The sequence below is a fragment of the Pseudoflavonifractor sp. 524-17 genome, from assembly GCF_009935845.1.
Taxonomy (GTDB): Bacteria; Bacillota; Clostridia; order Oscillospirales; family Oscillospiraceae; genus Pseudoflavonifractor_A.
Genome location: NZ_QWEK01000022.1, coordinates 42,882 through 63,553 on the forward strand (window position 1 = coordinate 42,882; position 20,672 = coordinate 63,553).

A 20,672-nucleotide genomic window follows, 5' to 3' on the forward strand; every position below is an offset into this window, starting at 1 on the left:
CCTCACAGCATATGGGCCCCATCGCCCTCCCCATCCAGGCGGTCCCGGAGCTCGTCGGCGATGAGATGAATGCTCAGACAGAACAGCGTCAGGCAGGCGGCGGGGGCCAGAAGCACCTTGAGGTCCTTGATGTAGTACAGCTTCGCGTCGCTGATCATAATCCCCCAGTCTGCCGCCGGAGCCCGCAGGCCCAGGCCCAGAAAGCTCATGGCGGCCACCGTCAGCACTGTGGAGCCAACGCGGGCGGCGGCGAGTACCAGCAGGGGCAGCATGATATTGGGCAGGACGTGCCGGCACAGGATAGAGAAGCTGCCGGCCCCCAGGGCCCTGGCCCCCTCGATGTAGTGCAGCTCCCGGACGGCCAGCACTTGGTTGCGCACCACCCGGGAGAACCCCGCCCAGGAGCTGGCCGCCACCGCGATCAGCAGGCTTCGGATCCCCGGCCCCAGCAGACCCAGCACCGCCGCCACAAAGGCCGTACTGGGGATGCCCTGGAACAGATTCACCACGCCCTGGAGCAGCTGGTCCAGCCAGCCCCCCGCCCAGCCGGAGACAAGCCCAATCAGGCTCCCCGCCATCAGCGTGCAGCCTGTGGCGAAAAAGGCCAAAAATACCGACGAACGGCTGCCGTAGATCAGCCGGCTGAGCAGATCCCGCCCCAAGTGGTCGGTACCCAGCCAGTGGGCGGAGGATGGGGCGGCCAGGGGGTTGGCCAGATCCACGGCGTTGGGGTCGCAGGGGGCCAGGACCTCCGCGAAGATCCCCGCCGTTATAAACACAGCCAGCACCGCCAGGGCGGCGTAAAACAGGGCCTTTTTCATGTTACTCCCCCAATCGGATCTGCGGATTCAGCCAGGCGCACAGCAGGTCGCAGCCCAGGCACACCAGGACAAAGACCAGCCCTGTAAAGAGCACATAGCCCCGAAGGGCGGTATAGTCCCGGTTCTGGATGGCGGCCAGCGCATAGCTCCCAATCCCTGGCACAGAGAAAATCTGCTCCGTAATCATAGAGCCCCCCAGAAGACCGCCGAAGGCGCTGGCTATGTGCGTCACTGTGGGGGGCAGGGCGTTGCGCAGGGCGTGGCGGAGGAGCAGCCTGCCCCGCCCCAGGCCCTTAGCCCGGGCGGTGAGAATGTAGTTCCGCCCCAGCTCCCCCAGCAAAGAGGCCCGCAGCAGCCGGGCCGCCGCGCAGGCGGAGGCGGCGGACACCGCCAGACAGGGCAGGACAAAGTGCAGCGGCCCCTCCGCCCCGCTGCTGGGCAGAACCCGCAGCTTTTGGGCAAAGAGCCAGATGAGAAAGTAGGCCAGGCAGAACCCGGGGACGGACATCACCGTCACCAGCACAGCCCGGCCCGCCGCGTCCACAAACCGGCCGTGAAACAGGGCCAGCAGGACGCCCCCAAAAATCCCCGCCGCCGCAATCACCGCCAGGGCCATGCCGCTGAGGATCAGCGTGTTGGGCAGCAGGCGGAGCATCTCCCCCAGCACCGGCTTGTCATCCATAAGCGAACGCCCCAGGTCCCCCCGGAGCACGCCCGCCATCCACCGGCCGTACTGCACCGGCGCCGGGACGGTGAGGCCCAGCGCCTCCCGCAGGGCCTGGATTTCCTCCCGGGTTGGGACGTAGTCCGGGTCCACGCTGGCCCGGTTGACGGCCGGGTCCCCCCGGGCCGCCAGCCCCAGGCCGAAGGCCAGCAAGGTGATGCCCAGGAGGATGGGGACCGTCCACAGCAGCTTCTTTCCAGTGTAGCGCAGGATATGGCCCAAAGGTTCTGCCCCCTCCCTATTGACAGCCAAATCTTGGAACGCAAAAAGCATTCCCCGCTGCAAATTGCAGCTTCTTACACCCCGCCCACCCAGGCCAGATGGGACAGGTCCACATGGTCGGTAAAGTCCTCATAGCCGGTGATCTGCTCCCGGTTATAGATCAGGTTGCTGGTGTCGTAAAACAGGGGGATCACCGGCAGCTGTGTGTTGGCAATCTCCTGGAGCTCCACCGCCAGCGCGTGGAAGCGGCCGTCGTCCAAGGTGCCCCTCATCTCCGTTAGCAGCCCGTCCGCGTACTCATTGTGATAGGCCAGGTGCTGGGACTGGTTATAGGATCCCTCGCTGCCCAGGTACATGTTCAGGAAGAGATAGGCGTTCAGGTTGGCCATGCCGTGGGTCATGAAATTGGCCCCCAGCTCCCCGTTTTCGGACATCTCGGAGTAAGTGGAGGAGTCGATGATGTTCACCGTGGCGTCAATGCCGATCTGGGCCAGCTGGGACTGGATATACTCCATCATCTCTTTATAAGGCCCCCGGTCCAGATACAGGGAACGGGTATACATGTCCACCTGGATCCGCTGCTCCCCCAGCACCTCCCGGGCCAGCTCCTTTGCCCTGTCCATATCATACTCCACCGGCAGCTCCACCCAGTCGGGGCACATCCGGTTGATCAGGTTCTGGGTGGGCTTGGCGTAGCCGCCCCAGAGCTGGTCCACAATGAGCTGGCGGTCAATGGCCAGACTCACCGCCTGACGCAGGCGCACATCGGAGAAAGGGGTGCCCTCCCCCTTGAGGAGCATAAAGTGGGTGATATTGGAGGTGTGTACCGCCATGGCAAAGCGGCTGTCCTTCAGCAGCTCGTCCCCCAAGGCGGCGGGCATGGCCCCCAGGTCCAGCACCCCCATCACCTCCTCGCTGTCCAAAGCGGCGTACCGGGCCTGGGGATCGCTGATGACCCGCACCCGGATGTTTTCCGTTTTGGCCGGCTCTCCCCAGTAGCCGTCAAAGGCCTTCAGCACAGCGTACTCGTCCTCCTTCACCTCGGTGATGACGTAGGGCCCGGTACCCACCGGCTGTTCCGTAAAGCAGCCGGTCTCCGGATCCCAGGAGCCGGGGCAGAAGATACAGCTGGCGTAGTCCTTCATGTTGAAGAGCAGCCGGGGGACGGGCTGTTCAAAGCGGACGGTGACGGTATAATCGTCCACCTTCTCGCAGCCAATGAGACCCGGGTAGAGGTCCGCCACCCTGAAGCTGGTATACCGGGAGTACCCGTTCTCCAGCAGCTGGTAGCGCTTGAAGTTCTCCACCACAATGTCCGCGTTGAACGCCTCCCCGTTCTGGAACCTGACCCCCTGCCGGAGATAAAAGGTCCAGGCAGTGGCGTCCTCATTGCGCTGCCACCTCTCGGCCAGCACCCCCACGGGGCTGCCTGTCTCGTCTGCGGAGATCAGCGGCTCCCACGCCCCCAGCAGCTTGTGGGAGAAGTATACGTCCTCCACCCCCGGGGCCAGCGTGCGGGCGCCGGCCAGGACGATTACGTCCTCTTTGCCGTGTGCCGCCGGGGTACTCGCGGCAGGGGCGGAGGGAGCCGGACTGGCGGTGTCCGGCGCGGCAGGACCACCGCAGGCCGCCAGGCACAGGGACACAGCCCCAGCCAGCAGGCTGCCAAGCAGGCGCTTTCTTGGATTCATAACGATCCTTCCTTTCTGCCCGTTCTGTCCGCCGCGGCCCATAACAAAAAAAGCGGACTGTCACTACAGTCCGCGCAGGCACCACCCTGATATGGCTTTTTCGGGTACAACACCCCAAGCCCCTAACCTCTGCGGCTGCAAAAATCGGGGCGCTCTCCATCTGATAAGGCTGTTGAGCGGCTTTGACCGGAAGCGTCAACATCCCCTTTCAAGCAGGTTTCCTGGCTGACAGATCTCCGCAGCCCCCCGCCTTCTCATACCCTGGGTACAATGGCGTTATGGGGGGCCGCTCCCTGCTCACAGTGACCGGATCGCTCGGGATTTCCACCCGATTCCCTCTTCGCGGCCCCGGAAAAACCGGAACCGCGCACTTGAAAGGAACATTCAGTTGTCCCCGCTATTATATCAGCAACCGGTGAAATGTCAACCGGCGGGCGGCAAGAAGTTTAAAAACCAGTTTTACCGCCGTCCGCAGCGGCTCAAAAAACGGAGGGGCGCAGCCGCGCCCCTCTGGCTGCCGGAAAGCCGGCCATCAGCGCTTCCCTCTTGTGTCCGGCCGGCTATCCCAGTCCGCGGACACGGTATCCCTCCGCCAGCGCCTGTGTGTCCTCAAAACCCAAAAAGTTGGCGCTGGCGACGCTCTCCCCGGCGGCGCGGAGCCCCTGGCGGACGATTTTGCACATATAGGCCACTTTTTTTCCCAGCGCCTCCGCCTCCGCCATGCCGATCTCGTCCTTCAGCTCGCTGCCGTTGCCGGAGCACACCGATGCGCCGTTATAAAACGGCACGCCGCCGCCCACAATGTTTGTCCCCGTCGCCTGCAGCATATTGTTGAGCACCGACAGGCAGAAATCCTGCCCTCCGTTTCTCATTCCGCCCACCGCAATGCTTCCGCCCATACGGCTTCCAAACGCCCCCTGGCGCGCGTCCCGGCTGAAGGGCCTCATGCGGCTCATGAAGTTTTGCAGCAGTCCGGTGGCCGTCATATAGTACAGGGGCGTGGCCAGGATGATTCCATCGCACTTTCTGTACAGCTCATAGTACTCCCGGCACATATCGTCCCGGATCACCGGGCAGTAGCCGCACTGGAGCTTTAGGCAGACGCCGCAGTTGCGGCAGCACTGTATGTTTTTTCCGTGCAGATAAATGCCATATACCTCCACGCCGCCCACAGACTCCGCCGCGTTCAGCGCCGCCGCCAGCGCCTGCTTTGTCACGCTGTCCCGGGGACTGCCGCAGATCCCCAGCAGTTTCACTCGGTCCGTTGTCATATCGCCTCAAATCCCGTTTTAAACGGATTGGCCTCCCTTCTGAAAGAATGTTCCGTGCCCCTCCGGCTGATTGCCGCTCCCCGACACAAACATAACCGCCAGGGTAAAGAGATAGGGCAGCATCAGCATGAACTGATAGGGCACGTCAACCCCGATGGCCTGGAGATTGAGCTGCAGCGCGTCCGCAAATCCATACAGCAGACAGCCTAAAAAGGCTCCAATCGGGTGATATTTTCCCAAAATAATAATCGCAAACGCGGCGTAGCCCTTTTCCGCCGACATGCCCTCCACGAAGCTGCCGGAGGCCGCCACCGACAGACACGCCCCCGCCACACCGGCAATGGCCCCTGTGAGCAATACGCTGGCAAACCGGTACCGGCGCACGGCCAGCCCCAGTGTATCCGCGGCGTAGGGATTCTCCCCCATAGCCCGGCACTGAAGTCCCAGGGCCGTCTTGGAGAAGAAGAACCAGGTGGCCAGCACCAGAAGGAAGGACAGGTACACCAGCACATTTTGCCGGAACAGAATCTCTCCTACCAAAGGGAGAGCCCCCAGCAGCGGCACCTTCCAGTCCCCAAAGGGCGTGATGGAGGGGAACTCCACCGAGACCCCGAACAGGCTGCGGAAATAGAAGCTGGTCAGCCCGCTGGCCAGCAGCACCACCGCCGTGCCCACCAGGGCGGATTTACTCCCTAAAAACACCACCATATAGCCGTAGACCGCCGCCAGCAGCACGCCGGATACCGCCGCCGCCAGCAGGCCCAGCCACAGGCTTCCCGAGAAGCTGGCGGCGGTAAAGCCGCTGAACGCCCCCAGCAGCAGAATGCCCTCCAGCTCAATGCTGCTCACCCCCGCCTTGTCGGAGTAAATCCCGCCGATGGCCGCCAGCGTATAGGGGGTGGCCATTCGAACAGTGGCCTGCAAAAGAGACAGCAGAACCGCCGGAGTAAACCCATTACCCATTCTGTGCCCCCCCTTTCTTTCGGACAAAGAGCGACTTTTGCTCGAAAATCGAAAATCCCACCACAAACAGGAGCACCAGCGCCTGCAAAATCGCCGCCAGCGTACTGGGAATCCCGGCGCTGCGCGCCATCTGGTTGGAGCCGGTATTCAGCATCCCGAAAAGCAGCGCGCTGAAGATAATCCCAATGGGGTGCAGCCGGCCCAGCAGCGCCACGGCAATGGCGTTGTAGCCATATCCCGGCGATAGGCCGGGGTACAGCTTCCACGCCGTGCCCAGCACCTCAATGCCGCCGGCCAGGCCGGCGATCCCTCCGCTGAGAGCCATGGTGGACACCGTCACCATCCCCACGTTGATTCCGCCGTATTTCGCCGCGCCCGCATTGCGCCCGGTAGCCTTGATTTTATAGCCCCAGGTGGTCCGCTCCAAAAAGAGATAGATCAAAACTGCCGCCGCAAGCGCAATCAGAAATCCCAGGTGGAGGCGGGTACCTGAGAGCAGGTAGGGCAGCCGCGCCCCCTGGGCGATCTCCTGGGTTTCCGGATAGATCCCCCGGGGCTCGGCAATGGGACCGCCGATTCCCACCAGATATTTCACCAGCAGCACCATCACCGACGAGAGCATCACGGATGCCACCACCTCCGAGGCCCCTCTCGCCGCCTTGAAGTAACCGGGGATTGCCCCCCAAATCCCACCGAAGAGGAAGGCGCTGAGCAGGCACGCGGTTATCATCAGCCAAGAGGGCAGGGGCGCGTTATGCAGGGCCATCTCACACAGGACGCAGCCCAGGGTGCCGGCGTAGAACTGCCCCTCCGCGCCGATGTTGAAGGAAGAACCCTTGAAGGCCACCGCCACGCCTACGCCAATGAGCAGCAGCGGCGTCGCCTTGGTCAGGGTCTGGGTAATAGCCGTCTTGCTGCCAAAGGCCCCCGCCAGAATGCCGGCGTACGCCTCCAGCGGATGGAACCCCGCCAGCAGCAGAAACACGGCCCCCGCCAGCAGCGAGCAGACAATGGCGCATAAAATCAATCCCAAAGATTTTGCGCTCTTTTTTCCCATGCGCTTCAGGCCGGTCATACACTCACATCCTCTCTGGGCCCCTGGGCCATTTTCCCGCTCTTCTCCCCCGCCATCATTAATCCCAGCTCCTGGGTTGTCACCTCATCCGGATAGACGATACCGGTAATCTCTCCGCCGTGGAGCACCATAATCCGGTCGCTGAGGGTCATAATCTCCTCCAGCTCCGCGGAAATCAGCAGCACTCCCTTGCCCTGATCCCGCTGCTCCAGCAGGCAGGTGTGGATATACTCCACCGCTCCCACATCCAGCCCCCGGGTGGGCTTCACCGCCACCACCAGCTCCGGCTGGGCGGCCAGCTCTCTGGCTATCACTACCTTTTGCTGGTTGCCGCCAGTGTAAACTCCATAATCAGGCCGTGTTTGCGCCGGTCCTCCGGAATATGGGCCAGACCGGCGTTGCGTATGGTCCTCACACTGGCGTTACAGATCTCTTTGCCGTCCAAAGTAACGCTGCCGCGCCCTGGGCTTTCCGCAGGCCGGTGATGGCCTCCGCCAGCTCCTTTTGTCCGTTTCCGTCCACTCCCGCCACACCCAGGATCTCGTTGGAGTACACGCAAAAGCTCAGGCCCTTCACCGCCTCTTTTTTGTCATCCCTGACGGTGAGATCCTTTACCTCCAGCACCTTTCGCCTTGGCTGGGCGGGGTCCGTCCCCTTCTTCTCCAGTACGGCCAGATCCCGGCCTATCATCATCCGCGCCATGGCGCCGGCGTCCGCGTCCTTGGTGTCCACAATGCCGCTCACCCGGCCCAGCCGGAGGACCATCACCCGCTGGCTGATCTCCTTTACCTCGTCCAGCTTGTGGCTGATAAAGAGGACGGATTTCCCCTCCTTTTGCAGCTGCCGGATGATGGCAAACAGGGACTGGGTCTCCTGGGGGGTCAGCACTGCCGTAGGCTCGTCCAGCACCAAAATCTCCGCGCCCCGGAAGAGGGCCTTCATAATCTCCACCCGCCGCTGGAGGCCCACCGGCAGGTCCTTTACCCTGGCGTCCGCCGGCACGTCAAACTGATAGCGCTGGAAAAACTCGCTGATGGCCCGGTTGATGGCCCGGCGGTTGAGGAGCTTTCCCGTAAACTTCTGCATCCCCAGCACCAGGTTTTCCGCTACGGTAAACTGGTTCATCAGCATAAAGTGCTGGTGTACCATGCCAATGCCCAGCCGGATGGCATCCTTGGGTGTGGCCACATGCGCCGCCTGGCCCCGGATGTAAATCTCCCCCCGGCCCGGCGGGTCCATGCCGTAAATTCCCCGCATCAGCGTCGTCTTTCCCGCGCCGTTCTCCCCTAAAATTGCCAGTACTTCCCCCTGGTCCAGGGTAAACGAGATGTTATCATTTGCCACCAGCGTTCCAAAGGTCTTTGTAACCCCCTGAATCTCCAACGCATACATCTGGTCACCGCTCCTTTATTGACGGCCCGCTCCCGGGGAAAGGGGGCGGGCCCGGTTTCTGTCATGCCGCTGTGCTTAATATTCGCCGATATCAATGGTAATGCTGTCCGTCCGGAAGCCCTCCAGCGCCGCGTTGTAAACCTCCATCACCTCGTCAGGCACGGGGAGCTTTTCGTTGAAGAACACATTTGCGCCGCCGTTGAAGATATCCGCGAAATACTGCGCTCCGGGGGTAAAGGTGCCGTCCTTGATCTTCTCCGCCATCTCCACAAATACGGGCTCATAGTCGGAGATCATGTCCGCAATGAAGCAGTTGGGATAGGTCTGGGTAATATGGCCGTAGCTGCCAAAGCCCAGAACCCCCTGGCCCTTGCACTCGTCCACCGCCTGGAATACCCCCTGGGCCGCGGCGTTGGCGTTGCCGAAGATGATATCGCAGCCGTTGTTGACCAGGGCCAGCGTGGCCTCCCGGGCCTTGCCCACGTCGGTGGAGGTACCCAGATAGGTAATGACCACTTCCACTGTGGCGTCCGTGTCCTTCACGCCCTGCTCAAAGCCCTTCATGGTCTTCGTAATGGCCGACAGCTCCTCACTGCCCACCAGACCCACCTTTTTGGTCTTGGTCATCTTTGCCGCCAGCACCCCCAGCATATAGCTGGCCTGCTCGGACTTGACATAGATGGGGGTGACGTTCTCCGTCATAATGGTGCCCCCCGAGGTGATGAACTGGGTATTTGGATAGTCTGGGGCCACCTTGGCGCAGGCGTCCTGATAGTCGTAGCTGTGACAGAACACCATAGTAAAGCCCCGCTCGCCGTAGTCCGTCAGGGCGTCAACGGCGTCCTGGGGCGATTTGGTCTCTGTGTAGCTGAACTCCGCGCCGATGGTCTCCGCCGCCTTTTTGGCCGCCTCATAGCCTGTGGTGCTCCAGCCGCCGTCGTTGATGGAACCGGGCAGCAGCACCGCTACCTTGTATTCGCCGGCTGCCGGTCTGCTCTCCTGGGGCTTGTCTGCCTGCGTTCCAGTTCCCCCCCTGCCGGCACAGGCCGCCAGCCCCAGGGCCAGTGTCATGGCAAGGATACTTCCCAGTAAACGCTGCTTTTTCATCCGTTCCATCCTCCAAACATTATTTTTTCAACAAACCGGCCGTATGCTGTATACTCAGTATAGCATTATGAATCTAAAATTGCAACAGTTAAATTATTTTTGCAATAAAATTGCATACCAGGCGGTAACGACAGAGGCGGCATCCCGGCCCATTTCCTTGGGCTGGGGCACCGCCTCTGTCAAGCACGATTTGAACTCAAACTGTCAGGGGTGATTGATGAACCGGTCAATGATATCATCCGTCACCTCAATGCTGCGGGCGCTGTCAATTCCCTCCCGCCGGGACAGCTTATACAGCAGCGTGTCAATGACGTGCATGGTGGGCACAAAGGAGAGAAACGCCGACCCGCTGCGCACCGGGATCACCAGGTCGCTGATCCCCGCAATGGAATTTCGGTAGCCGTCGCAGATGGAGATAATCCGGCACCCCCGCTCCTTTCCATAGGAAAGCAGATCATAGGTAAAATTTTTGTACTTCATGAAGGAGAACGCAATCAGCAAATCCCCCTCCCCCCACCAGCGGATGCTGTCAAACGTGGTATCCATTCCAGGCAGAAAGAGCTGGCAGTCGGGAATAAGCTGATTCATCAGAATTTGCAGTGTCAGGGCCGGGGCCACCGCCACACGGGTGCCCACAACGCCAATCCGCCGGGCCCCGCAGATGAGATCCAGGGCCTGCTCATAAATGTGCTCCGGAAGCCCCTGCACCGTCTCGTTAATATTCCGCATGGTCTGGTTATACACCCGCTTTGACTCGGATACCTCCGGCGACTCCGGCTCCATCGCGCTCATAAACAGCTCTGCGATGGACTTTCCCGCCTCCGCCTCCCGCTGCATGTCCCGCTGCATGTCCCGGTATCCCTGGTACCCCAGAAACGCCGCGAAGCGGACCACCGCTGACTCGCTGACCCCGGCCCTCTGGGCCATCTGCTTGGCGTTGAAATAGACCGCCTCGTTAAGATGCTCTGTAATATAATCCGCGATCTTCCGCTGGCCCGGGGAAAGCTCCGAATACTTTTTTTCCATTTGGTTGAGTATCATCTCTTCTACCTCCCTTTGCCGATTGCGCGCCGTCCCCCGTATGGCAAAGGCAGCGGCCTCCGCGGAGACCGCCGCCTGCTTTCGGATCATGTCATATGCCTCTAAGTGCTGAATTGGTACGAATTTGATTCCCCAGATCCATATATATGTTTCAGCTTCATTTTACTATAGCCGCCCCCCAGATTTCAAGCGCGTTTTCCTCCATTTTTCATTTCCCCCCTGGCGAAGTCCGCCCAATACCTTACAGGGCAACGGGTTTTGTTTTTATAAAATCTTAAGCCAATTTTAAACCCTGGATCGGTAGTTTCTAAAGATTCTCCGTCTATACTAATAGCATCCAAACAGAATTGGCAGATGCTTCTGCCCCATCGGAAAGGGGGAGGCTGGATGAATATCCTGATTCTCACCGGTAAATTTGGCATGGGCCATTGGTCCGCGTCTCAGTCCCTGGACCAGCAGCTGGCCCGGGCGTTTCCCAACGCCCGGACCCAGGTGGTTGACTTTTTCGCCTACGCCATGCCCAACGCCTCGGAGGCCCTGTATAAAGCCTTTCACCTGCTGGTCACCTACGGATACGGCCTGTTCAACACCTACTACCGCCTGACCAGCCATCTCCCGGCGGACACCCGCTCCCCGCTGGACGCGCCCCTGCTGGACAAGCTGGACCAGCTTCTTCTAGAGACCCGGCCCGACGCGGTAATTGCCACCCACCCGGTCTGCGCCGGGCTGGTGTCCCGGCACAAGACGCTTTGGGACAGCGCTCTGCCCCTCATTACCTGCGTCACCGACCTGTCCACCCACAACGAGTGGCTTCACGCCAACACCGACTGCTATCTGGTGGGCAGCCCCGAGATCCGGGACCGCCTGCGGGCCAAGGGCGTGGACGGCGGACGCGTCCTTGTCACCGGCATTCCGGTCAAAGAGGAATTCCGCCGCCTGGCCAGGCGGCAGGGCGGCGAGAAGCGCCGCCTGCTCATCATGGGGGGCGGCCTGGGCCTGCTGCCCCGGAAGGACAGCTTTTACGAGGCCCTTGACGCCCTTCCCGGCGCCGAGACCACCATCCTCACCGGCAGCAACCAGCGGCTGTACCGCCGTCTCTTGGGAAAATATCCCCATATCGAGGTGGTGGGCTTCACCGACCGGGTGTGGGACTATATGGCTCAGGCAGATCTCATGCTCTCCAAGCCCGGCGGCATCACGGTGTTTGAGAGTATTTTCGCCGAGCTGCCCATGCTTTTGTGGGAGCCCTTCCTTCAGCAGGAGAAAAACAACGCCCGCTTTCTTCTTCAGGCCGGTCTGGCCCGGGCGGCGGACAAGGACCCACAGGCCTGCGTGGCCGCCGTCCGGGCGCTCCTTTACGACGACGGCGCGCTGGCCCGCATGTCCGCCCAAATGCGGGCCAGAAAGGCCGAGCTGGAGGCGGAGAGCCTCCAGCGTCTCCTGCCGGTTCTCGCCGGCGGAAGGGGGGTGTATGTGAAGTGAAACGGTATTGGATTCTGGGCGCCGCCTTCGGGGCGCTGATGGCGGCGGGGGCCGCGGTCCTCCGGCTGAGCCGGAGCCACAGAAAGTAGGGGAATGGTTATGGAAAAAAAGAAACAGCTTGCGGGCGCCGCCCTTCTGCTGGCGCTGATGGCTCTCACCGGCTTTTTGCTGCTGCGCAATCAGCCCATCTCCGCCCTCTGGGGGATTCTGCGGCAGGTAAAGCCCGGCTGGATCCTGGCCGGACTGGGTCTGATGCTGGCCTTTGTGGGGTGTGAGGCCATGTGTACCCGCCTGATTCTGGGCCGTCTGGGTCATGCCGCGCCCTACCGCCGCTGCCTGGGCTACTCCTTTGTGGGCTTTTATGTCAGCTCCATCACCCCCTCCGCTACCGGGGGACAGCCCGCCCAGATCTACTCCATGTCCCGGGACGGCATCCCAGCCGCCCACGGGGCCCTCAATATGATGCTCATCGCCGTGTGCTACCAGATCGCCGTGCTGGGGTACGGCCTGTGGGCCTGGCTGGCCCTGCCCCAGGTCCGCACCGCCCTGGGGGGCGGCATGGGCCTGCTCCTCCTGTACGGCGGCGGAGTAATGGTCCTTCTCACCGCCGGGATGCTCTGCCTGATGTTCCTCCCCCGGCTGGCCGGCAGCATTGCCGGGCGGGGGTTAAATTTGCTGTGCCGGCTGCGCCTGCTGCGGGATCCCGCCGCCGCACAGCAGGCCCTGGACCGGCAGATGGCGTCTTACGCCCAGGGGGCCCGCTGCCTGGCAGGCAGCCCAGGGCTTTTCCCCGCCCTGCTGGCCCTGTGCGTCCTCCAGCTCACCGCACTGTTCGCCGTACCCTTCGTGGTCGCGTTGGCCTTTGGCCTGAATGAGACCCCTGTGTGGGTTTTCCTGGGCACCCAGGCGCTGCTCACCCTGGCGGTGTCCTCCCTCCCCCTCCCCGGGGCGGTAGGCCCCGCCGAGGGCGGCTTTGTCCAGGCCTTCGCCCCCCTCTTCGGCGCGGCGCTGGTTACCCCCGCCATGCTGGTCAGCCGGGGGATCAGCTTTTACGCCTTCCTCCTCCTCAGCGCAGGGGTCACGCTGCTGGTCCACCTCCGGGGCCGCCCTTCTTCCCCATATAATCTTTTGCCAACACGCCCCAACTGTGGTACAATAGAGATCATCTAGGCCGCGCCCCTGCCGGGTTTGTGGCCGCGAAAAGGGGTTGTGCCTATGTATTATCTGGGAATCGACCTGGGCGGCACCAATATCGCCGCCGCCGCAGTGGATGAGGCCGGGACCATTCTGGGCCGCGGCAGCCTCCCTACGCCGAAAACTGGCGCGGACCTCCCCGGCTGTGTGGCGGACGCCATGGCCCAGGCCGCCCGGGACGCGGTGCGCAGTGCCGCCCTCTCTCTGGAGCAGATCCACTCCCTGGGGGTGGGCTCCCCCGGCACCGTGGATCCGGAACGGGGCGTCATCCAATACTGGAGCAATCTGAACTTTCACAATGTCCCCCTGGTGGCGCTGCTGCGGGAGCGCCTGTCCAACGTCCTGCCCATCTATCTGGAGAACGACGCCAACGCCGCCGCCCTGGGGGAGTACGCCGCCGGCGCGGGAAAGGGCAGCGTGTCCATGCTGGCCATCACGTTAGGCACCGGCGTGGGGGGCGGGGCCGTCTTTGACGGACGGCTCTACACCGGCTTCAATTACTCCGGCATGGAGATCGGCCATTTTGTCCTCCAGCAGGGCGGGCGGCCCTGTACCTGCGGGCGCAGGGGCTGCTTTGAGACCTACTGCTCCGCCACCGCCCTGATCAAGTGTACCCGGGAGGCCATGCAGTCCGCCCCTGACTCCCTGCTGTGGAAGCTGACCGAGGGGGATTTGGACCATGTGGACGGCCGCACCCCCTTCGAGGCCGCCGCCCTGGGGGATCCCGCCGCCAGCCGGGTAGTGGACGAGTACGTGGAGTACCTGGGCAGCGGCGTGGCCAGTCTGGTCAACATTCTCCAGCCAGAGGTGGTGTGCATCGGCGGCGGCATCTCCAACCAGGATGAAACATTGATGGCCCCTGTGCGCTATATCCTCAACCGGGAGGACTACGCCCGCAACAACGTCCACCGCACCCGCGTGATGCGGGCCAAGCTGGGCAGCGACGCCGGCGTCATCGGCGCCGCCATGCTCTCCAAATTCCGCCAGAGCTGAACGCCGCCAAAGATGAAACACAGGTGTGCCGCAGTTTTATTTTGCGGCACACCTGTATATTTTCCCTGGCTGCTTACCCCTCCTCGCAGGGACAAAACCCCTCCGGCGGAGGCGGAACCTCTTCTCCCACGGGAAATAGGGCCAGGGAGAGGCCGAACAGCACCGCGGCAACAATCGCCACCGCCTGCACCTTGTTTTTCTCCAGCCAGGGGCGGTACTCCTCCCACAGTGTCAGCTTCAGCGCGGCGCAGATCGGCCCGCCGCTGCGGTAGAGCACCCACGCCGCAGCCGCGCAAATGGCCGCACGGCTGGCCAGCGCCTGTTTTTCCGCCGGAAATTCCACCGGCGCCACCTCCTTTTCCAAAGTCCATTGTACGCTCCGCCCGCCCAAAATAGACATAAAACCTGGGACGGCCCCTTGACACTGGTCCCGGTTTCTGTTACGATAAACATACCAACGGTATGTATGAAAAGGAGGGGGCCTATGGCCCGCAACAAGCACCCGGAAGAGACTGTGGAAAAGATTCTGGACGTATCCTACCGCCTGTTTCTGTCCCGCGGCTTTGAGCACACCACCATCCAGGACATTGTGGACGCCCTTGGCATGAGCAAGGGGGCCATTTACCACCATTTTAAGTCTAAAGAGGACATTTTGGACAAAATTACCGACCAATACTATCAGCGGCTGTCCTGGTTCTCTGATCCCGCCTCCATTTCCGGGGCCAATGGGCTGGAGAAAATGCGCTATGCGTTCTGCTACAATCTGACTGACACGAGCAAGCTGGAGATGGACCACATGATGCTCCCGCTGCTGCACAATCCCCGGCTGATTGCCCTGTCCATCCAGTCCACTTTTCTCCAGGCCGCTCCCTACATGGAGCGCCTGCTCCAGGAGGCCATTGCCGACGGCTCCGCTCCCGATGTCCGCTTCCCCCATGAGCTGTCTCAGGCGTTTATCCTGCTTATCAACGTCTGGGTTGGCATGTTCGGGGAGAGCCGGGAGTCTCTGCTCCAAAAGCTGCTCTTCTGCCGGGATATGCTGGAGCATTTTGGCCTGCCCCTGATAGACGAGGCCTTAATCCAGACTGTCATCGGCTACTATGACCGCATGTTTCCCGGCTGACCTTCCTGCCGCCTTGCCGCAGGCGGCAGTCTTTTCCCCCTGATACATACCAACCGTTGGTATTAAGATAGTAAGATAGAAGGGAGGCAGTTTCCATGCCCTGGGCTTGGGCATTTTCTTTTCTCCGTTTACATACCGACTGCCGGTATGTAATATCCATCCGCCCGATTGCTGAAAGGAGTTTTTATGGGTTCCACCCTCTTCCGCCGTGATTTCTCCCTGATGATTGTGGGGCAGATCATCTCTCTGCTGGGGAACGCCGTGGTGCGCTTTGTCCTGTCCCTCTATATTTTGGACGTCACCGGGTCCGCCGCCGTCTTCGGCGGCATTCTGGCCCTGTCCATGGTGCCCACGGTGGTGTTCTCACCCGCCGGCGGCGTCCTGGCCGACCGGTTTCCCCGGCAGCGCATCATGTACCTGCTGGACTTCGCCACCGCGGCCCTGGTGATTTTTTTCGCCCTGGGCTTCTTCCCCGGGGCGGGTCCTGCGGCGGTGGGGAGCCTGATGGTGCTCCTGTGCGCCATTCAGGCCCTCTACCAGCCGGCGGTGATGGCCAGCCTCCCCGCCCTAGCGCCCCCGGACCGGCTGGCCCAGGCCAACGGTGTCGCCGCCCAGGTCCACGCCCTGGCCAGCCTGCTGGGACCCATCCTGGCGGGAATGCTCTACGCCGTCACGGGCGTACGGAGCCTCCTGCTGGCCAGCGGGGCCTGCTTTTTCGCCTCTGCCGTGCTGGAGCTCTTTCTGCGCATCCCCTTCACCCCGCCGCCCGGTGGAGACACCCCGCTCCGCCAGGCCGGAGCTGACCTGAGAGACGCCTATGTCTTTCTCCGCCGGGAGCGCCCTCATCTCTTCGCCCTGCTGGGGGTGGTGGCCGGCATCAACCTCTTTCTCTCCTCCCTCTACATGGTGGGCCTGCCCTATCTGGTCAAGGTCTGGCTGGGGCTGTCCGCCCAGCTCTACAGCTATGCCGAGGCCGCTATGGGGCTGGGGTCCATTGCGGGCGGGCTTCTCTCCGGCCTGCTGGCCGGAATGACCCTGTACCGGTCCTGCCGCTTTCTTATTCTGGCCGCGCTCTCTCTGGCGCCTATGGCCCTGGCGGCTATGCTCCCAGCCCACCCCCTCGCCGTCTATGGCGTACTGGTGGCCTCCGTCCTGGCTGGCATGGCCTGCGCCACCCTCTTCTCTGTCGCCGCCCAGACCTACTTGCAGCAGCAGACGCCCCCCGCCCTGCTGGGGAAAGTGGCCTCCTTTGTCTCTGCCATCTGCGTGTGCGCCATGCCCCTGGGGCAGGCCCTCTATGGCTTTTTGTTCCAGGCGCTTCACAGCCATATTTGGATGGTCCTGCTTCTGGGTGGCGGGGCCAGCCTGCTGCTGGCGCTGCGCTGCCGGGCTATCCTCCGCCGCACTGCCCCTTAAAAATTCGATTTTTAGTATAATTGCCGCAAAATCGGTCATGATAACCCTGGAATCTGATTATTTGAGGAGGTTCTCAGTAATGATCATTGACAAAATTGCCCTTACACTGGCCATTATCGGCGGCATCAACTGGGGCAGCGTCGGCCTGTTCGGTTTTGATGTTGTGGCCTTCCTGTTCGGCGGCCCCACTATGGCCCTCAGCCGGGTCGTCTATACTCTGGTCGGCCTGTCCGCACTGTGGTGCATCTCCCTGCTCTTCCGGGACACCGCCGCTGCCGGAGAACGCACTTAGAACCCATACTTGCCGGCCGCTTCCCCGCTGCCGGAAAAGACTTTGACAGCGCGAAAAACCGCGTACAGCAATGCAGTTGCTGTACGCGGCTTTCTGTTTATTTATTGGCCCAGCTTCCGGTGGCGCTGGCTTTGAGGTAGGCGTTGATAAAGCCGTCCAGCTCTCCGTCCATGACAGCGGTGATGTTGCTGCTCTCAAAGGCGGTACGGTTGTCCTTTACCAGCTGGTAGGGCATGAAGACATAGGAACGGATCTGACTGCCCCACTCGATTTTCAGCTGCACCCCCTTGATGTCGGAGATCTTTTCCAGATGGGCCTCCATTTTCAGCTGGACCAGCCGGGAGCGGAGCATCCGCATACAGTTGTCCCGGTTCTGGAACTGGCTGCGCTCGGTCTGACAGGAGACGATGACGCCGGTGGGCTTGTGGATGAGCCGCACGGCGGAGGAGGTCTTGTTTACATGCTGGCCCCCCGCCCCGGAGGAGCGGTAGACCTGCATCTCAATATCTTCCGGCCGGATGTCCACCTCCACATCATCGGGGATCTCCGGCATGACCTCCACCGCGGAGAAGGAGGTCTGGCGGCGGGCCTGGGCATCGAAGGGAGACACCCGCACCAGCCGGTGAACGCCGTGCTCACTGCGGAGATAGCCGTAGGCATTCTCCCCGGTGATGGTAATGGTGGCGCTTTTGATGCCGCCCTCTTCACAGTCCTGGTAGTCCATGGTCTTGCAGGCAAAGCCGTGGCGCTCCGCCCAGCGGGTGTACATCCGGTAGAGCATCTGGGCCCAGTCCTGGGCCTCCGTGCCCCCCGCGCCGGGGTGGATGGTGATGATGGCGTTGGAGCTGTCGTACTCGCCGGTGAGCAGAGTGGACAGCCGTGCCTCTTCCATATCCCGCTCCAGCCGGGCGTAGCCCTCCTCCAGCTCCGGCAGGAGGGAGAGATCCTCCGCCTCGTTGCCCAGCTCACACAGGGTCATCAGGTCATCCCACTGGCGCTCCCGCTGGCTCTGCCCCTCCAGCTTGCCCTTGAGCAGGGCAATGCGCTGCTGGGTCTTCTGGGCCTTCTCCAGATTGTTCCAGAACCCGTCGGAGGCGCTCTCCGACTCCAGCATCTCCGCCTCCCGGGCGGCGGCGTCCAGCCCCAGGGCCTGCCCCAGCTCCGCCAGATGGGGGCGCAGGTTGTTCAGTTTTACTTTATACTCGTCAAATTGAAGCATGGTATACACTCTCACTTTGATTGATTCGTCCTATTATTATATACAACCGGCGAATAAATGTAAAGTAAAACCCAAAATCTTGCTGAAAATATGTTACCGCTGGCTGACCAGCCACGGGGGCTCAGACTGGAAGATCAGATCGTCCACATCTTCTCCCGGCGTAACGCTGGGGGTCTGTTCGTTTTTCTCCGGCTCCGGCATTTGACGCTCCTCCTTCCCGCAGCAGGCACGCTACATGCCAGTATATGCGGCGGCGGGAAAAAAATGCCTGCCTAATGGGAAGACTATCCGTATGCGTCCAGCAAAAACTGCCATGCCGAAGAAATTCTCCTTCCGCATGGCAGTTATACGGCGCGACGCGCCGTCCAGAGGGGAGCGCATCCCCTCCAGGCGGCGGCACAGGTAAATTTACCCCTCCACGGGTGTGGACAGCAGCGTCTTCAGGGCGGCAATCTGCTCGTTGGACAGGCCGATGCCGGTGAGGTAGCCCTCCGCGGCCTTCACCAGGTCCACCCCGGCCAGGTCGGCGTTTTTGTCCAGGCCGGCGATGTCCCGCAGCATCCCGTCGGCCACCTGGCCGATGAGGGCGTGCTGTTCAGAGCCCCGCTCCACGTGGTAGTAGTTCTCATAGGTGACCATATAGTCGGCCACAATCTCCTCCCGGCTGGCGCCCATAAGCGCCTCCAGCAGGATGGCGGTGAAGCCGGCCCGATCCTTGCCCTCGGTGCAGTGGAACGCATAGGGGCCCTCATGGGCCAGGATAAACTCCAGCCCCTCCTTCAGCTTGGCCTGGAAGTCCTCGGACTTGTAGTCAACGCCCATATCCAGGGTGATGACTCCGCCATTCTCATACAGGCTCTGATAGTAGGGGGAATCGAAGCCCTCGGCAGCCAGATAGCCGTCGATGTCCTCTTTGGCGTCGGCCAGATTCATCACGGTTTTGACGCCGGCCTTCTCAATAAGATCGTCGGCGTAGGCGGCCCGGCCCAGCTCGGGATTTACCGGGCTGCTGGTGCGGTAGAGCACGCCCTCGGCGATGCCGCCCAGGACGATGGGACGGAAGTTGGCAAAGACCTCGTCGCTGCTGTAGTCGGCGCGCTCGTTGGTGCGCTGGAGCTGATGGGCCTGATACTGGGCCAGATAGCCCGCCTTCTCCCCCAAGGCGAAGGTGACGGTATCCCCTACCTCCACGCCGTAGGTCTTGGCGAAATCCCCCATGTTGATGGCCACCACCAGCACATCGCTGCCCTGGTTGTCCCGCACCACCAGCTCGCCGGTGTTCACGTCGCTGTAGGAGGTGCAGAAGGGGATGGACAGGGTCTGGCCGCTGACGGTCACATCCAGCACGTCGCCCAGCTCCAGCCCGGCGGTGTACAGGACCTCCGGCTTGATGTCCAGGTCGATGTTGCCGTACTTCTCAATGGCGGCCACCGTTCCGGTCACAGGGGCGCGGCTGGTGTCATAGGTCTTCGCGAAGATGGCCCCGTTGACCACCCACACGTCGGAGAAGTCGGGCTTGCCGTCCTTGTTGGGGCAGACCAGATAATCGCCGGCGCCATGTTCGGCGGCGGGGTCATTGACGTGGAGCACATCTCCCCAGGCGGTGTTGATGGAGATCCTCACGTCCACGGGGACGAAGCAGGCAAAATTGGTGTCCGGCGCGGCCTTGGTCTTCAGGTCGATGAAGGTGTCCTTCCCCGCAAAATCCTCCGCGGTGAGGGCAGAGCCGTCCGGCTTGGTGTAGGTGGAGATCACCTTCTCCAGCTTGGTCACCCACTGCTCGCCCACAGTCCCCTTGAGCACCACGCTGACGCCGTCGTCCGTGACGGTGTAGTCGGTGTTCTCCAGGTCGTTGTGGAAGGAGGTCTCCTTGGAGACCATCATGCCCTGGATGGTGTACTCGGTCTTTCCGGTGAGGAAGAACTCCCCGGCGTGGGCCTGGATATACGCCGCGCCGTCGCCCTCAGTGTCAGGGGCGGGGGCCTCCATCTGGTCCAGGTTCATCAGGATCTGGGCCAGCTCCGAGCGCTGAGCGGTCCCCATGGGGTTCAGATTGCCCTTGCTGTCCCCTTTGAGCAGGCCGGCATGATAGCAAAACTCCATATCCGCCCGGGCCCAGGCGGGAATCTGGTCATAGTCGGGGGCGGACTGGATGTCCTGGCTGTTCTCACCGGCGGTAAGGCCGTTGGCCTTGGCGTAGCGGGCCAGGATAGCGGCGATCTCCGCCCGGGTGATGGAGCGGTCCCCGTCAAAGGTCTTGTTCCCGGGGACGGCGGCCAGCGCCTCAGACTCCGCCCAGGCGGCGGCGTTGGCGTACCACTTGCCCTGGACGTCCACAAAGCTGGTGTCGGGCGTCTCACCCTCGGGCGCGCTCTTGTTGTACAGGGTCTGGAACACGGTGCCCCGGCTGACCAAGCCGCTGGGGGCGAAGGTGCCGCCGCCGGTGCCGTTCATCAGGCCCTTTTCGGACACATACTGCACCGCGGGGGCGAACCAGTCCCCCGCCGCCACATCGGAAAAGGTCTGGCCTTCTGCAGCCAGGGCGGGGGCGGCCATGGACAGGGCCATGACGCCGCCCAGGGAGAGGGATAAGAGCTTACGATTCATTTTCATGCTCCTTTCGGCTGTTTCAATGGGCTGCAACAG

General features: G+C 62.1%; 19 protein-coding genes and 1 riboswitch. Of the genes, 6 read left to right on the top strand and 13 right to left on the bottom strand.

The features are described from left to right. Positions 1–2: 2 nt before the first annotated feature. The 10 genes from D1159_RS09720 to D1159_RS09760 form a co-directional block, all read right to left on the bottom strand. A complete protein-coding gene (locus D1159_RS09720; protein ID WP_161845478.1) occupies positions 3–821 on the bottom strand; it encodes an ABC transporter permease in 819 nt (272 codons plus the stop codon). Position 822: 1 nt separating this feature from the next. Next, positions 823–1,767, bottom strand: a complete 945-nt coding sequence (locus tag D1159_RS09725) for an ABC transporter permease (RefSeq protein WP_161845479.1) — start codon at positions 1,765–1,767, stop codon at positions 823–825. Between the two features lie 74 nt (positions 1,768–1,841). After that, complete coding sequence (locus D1159_RS09730; protein WP_161845480.1) at positions 1,842–3,458, bottom strand: ABC transporter substrate-binding protein; 1,617 nt, start codon at positions 3,456–3,458, stop codon at positions 1,842–1,844. Positions 3,459–3,651: 193 nt separating this feature from the next. Continuing rightward, a riboswitch (cobalamin riboswitch) is annotated at positions 3,652–3,846 on the bottom strand. Positions 3,847–4,018: 172 nt separating this feature from the next. Further along, entirely contained in the window at positions 4,019–4,729 is a 711-nt protein-coding gene (locus D1159_RS09735) for a flavodoxin family protein (RefSeq protein ID WP_161845481.1), read from the bottom strand. Positions 4,730–4,747: 18 nt separating this feature from the next. Continuing rightward, positions 4,748–5,692 carry an ABC transporter permease gene (locus tag D1159_RS09740; RefSeq protein ID WP_161845482.1) on the bottom strand — a complete coding sequence of 315 codons (945 nt, stop codon included), beginning with the start codon at positions 5,690–5,692 and terminating at the stop codon, positions 4,748–4,750. Next, entirely contained in the window at positions 5,685–6,767 is a 1,083-nt protein-coding gene (locus D1159_RS09745; RefSeq protein ID WP_161845483.1) for an ABC transporter permease, read from the bottom strand. Before D1159_RS09745 ends, D1159_RS09740 begins: the two co-directional genes overlap by 8 nt. Next, on the bottom strand, positions 6,764–7,081 hold the full coding sequence (locus D1159_RS20205; RefSeq protein WP_347563665.1) for a hypothetical protein: 318 nt from the start codon (positions 7,079–7,081) through the stop codon (positions 6,764–6,766). Before D1159_RS20205 ends, D1159_RS09745 begins: the two co-directional genes overlap by 4 nt. Positions 7,082–7,178: 97 nt before the next feature. Further along, positions 7,179–8,159, bottom strand: coding sequence for an ATP-binding cassette domain-containing protein (locus tag D1159_RS09750; RefSeq protein ID WP_347563666.1), 981 nt, complete (start codon positions 8,157–8,159; stop codon positions 7,179–7,181). A gap of 75 nt (positions 8,160–8,234) precedes the next feature. Further along, complete coding sequence (locus D1159_RS09755) at positions 8,235–9,266, bottom strand: BMP family protein (protein WP_161845484.1); 1,032 nt, start codon at positions 9,264–9,266, stop codon at positions 8,235–8,237. A 204-nt stretch (positions 9,267–9,470) separates the two neighbouring features. Beyond that, positions 9,471–10,397, bottom strand: a complete 927-nt coding sequence (locus D1159_RS09760; RefSeq protein ID WP_161845485.1) for a MurR/RpiR family transcriptional regulator — start codon at positions 10,395–10,397, stop codon at positions 9,471–9,473. A 297-nt stretch (positions 10,398–10,694) separates the two neighbouring features. On the opposite strand from D1159_RS09760, the gene D1159_RS09765 reads away from it, so the two are divergent. The 3 genes from D1159_RS09765 to D1159_RS09775 all read left to right on the top strand — a co-directional run bounded on the left by D1159_RS09765 (position 10,695) and on the right by D1159_RS09775 (position 13,976). Further along, positions 10,695–11,789 (top strand): glycosyltransferase, encoded by a 1,095-nt coding sequence (locus D1159_RS09765; RefSeq protein WP_161845486.1) that lies wholly within the window; start codon positions 10,695–10,697, stop codon positions 11,787–11,789. Between the two features lie 99 nt (positions 11,790–11,888). Next, entirely contained in the window at positions 11,889–12,959 is a 1,071-nt protein-coding gene (locus D1159_RS09770; RefSeq protein ID WP_161845487.1) for a lysylphosphatidylglycerol synthase transmembrane domain-containing protein, read from the top strand. Positions 12,960–13,004: 45 nt separating this feature from the next. Further along, entirely contained in the window at positions 13,005–13,976 is a 972-nt protein-coding gene (locus D1159_RS09775; protein ID WP_161845488.1) for an ROK family protein, read from the top strand. Positions 13,977–14,049: 73 nt separating this feature from the next. Here D1159_RS09775 and D1159_RS19180 read toward each other — a convergent pair whose 3' ends face one another. Beyond that, positions 14,050–14,319, bottom strand: a complete 270-nt coding sequence (locus D1159_RS19180) for a hypothetical protein (protein ID WP_202621022.1) — start codon at positions 14,317–14,319, stop codon at positions 14,050–14,052. A gap of 141 nt (positions 14,320–14,460) precedes the next feature. Between D1159_RS19180 and D1159_RS09780 the strand changes: the two genes are divergently transcribed. The 3 genes from D1159_RS09780 (at position 14,461) to D1159_RS09790 (ending at position 16,807) form a co-directional block, all read left to right on the top strand. Next, positions 14,461–15,099: a TetR/AcrR family transcriptional regulator gene (locus D1159_RS09780; protein ID WP_161845489.1), complete on the top strand. Its 639-nt coding sequence runs from the start codon at positions 14,461–14,463 to the stop codon at positions 15,097–15,099. Positions 15,100–15,285: 186 nt separating this feature from the next. Beyond that, the gene (locus tag D1159_RS09785; protein WP_161845490.1) at positions 15,286–16,515 is read left to right on the top strand and encodes an MFS transporter; all 1,230 of its coding nucleotides are present in this window, start codon (positions 15,286–15,288) and stop codon (positions 16,513–16,515) included. A 79-nt stretch (positions 16,516–16,594) separates the two neighbouring features. Then, a complete protein-coding gene (locus D1159_RS09790) occupies positions 16,595–16,807 on the top strand; it encodes a DUF378 domain-containing protein (RefSeq protein ID WP_161845491.1) in 213 nt (70 codons plus the stop codon). A 97-nt stretch (positions 16,808–16,904) separates the two neighbouring features. Here D1159_RS09790 and prfB read toward each other — a convergent pair whose 3' ends face one another. After that, positions 16,905–18,026 carry a peptide chain release factor 2 gene (prfB, locus tag D1159_RS09795; protein ID WP_161845509.1) on the bottom strand — a complete coding sequence of 374 codons (1,122 nt, stop codon included), beginning with the start codon at positions 18,024–18,026 and terminating at the stop codon, positions 16,905–16,907. A gap of 408 nt (positions 18,027–18,434) precedes the next feature. Continuing rightward, positions 18,435–20,633 (bottom strand): S-layer homology domain-containing protein, encoded by a 2,199-nt coding sequence (locus D1159_RS09800; protein WP_161845492.1) that lies wholly within the window; start codon positions 20,631–20,633, stop codon positions 18,435–18,437. Between the last annotated feature and the right edge of the window lie 39 nt (positions 20,634–20,672).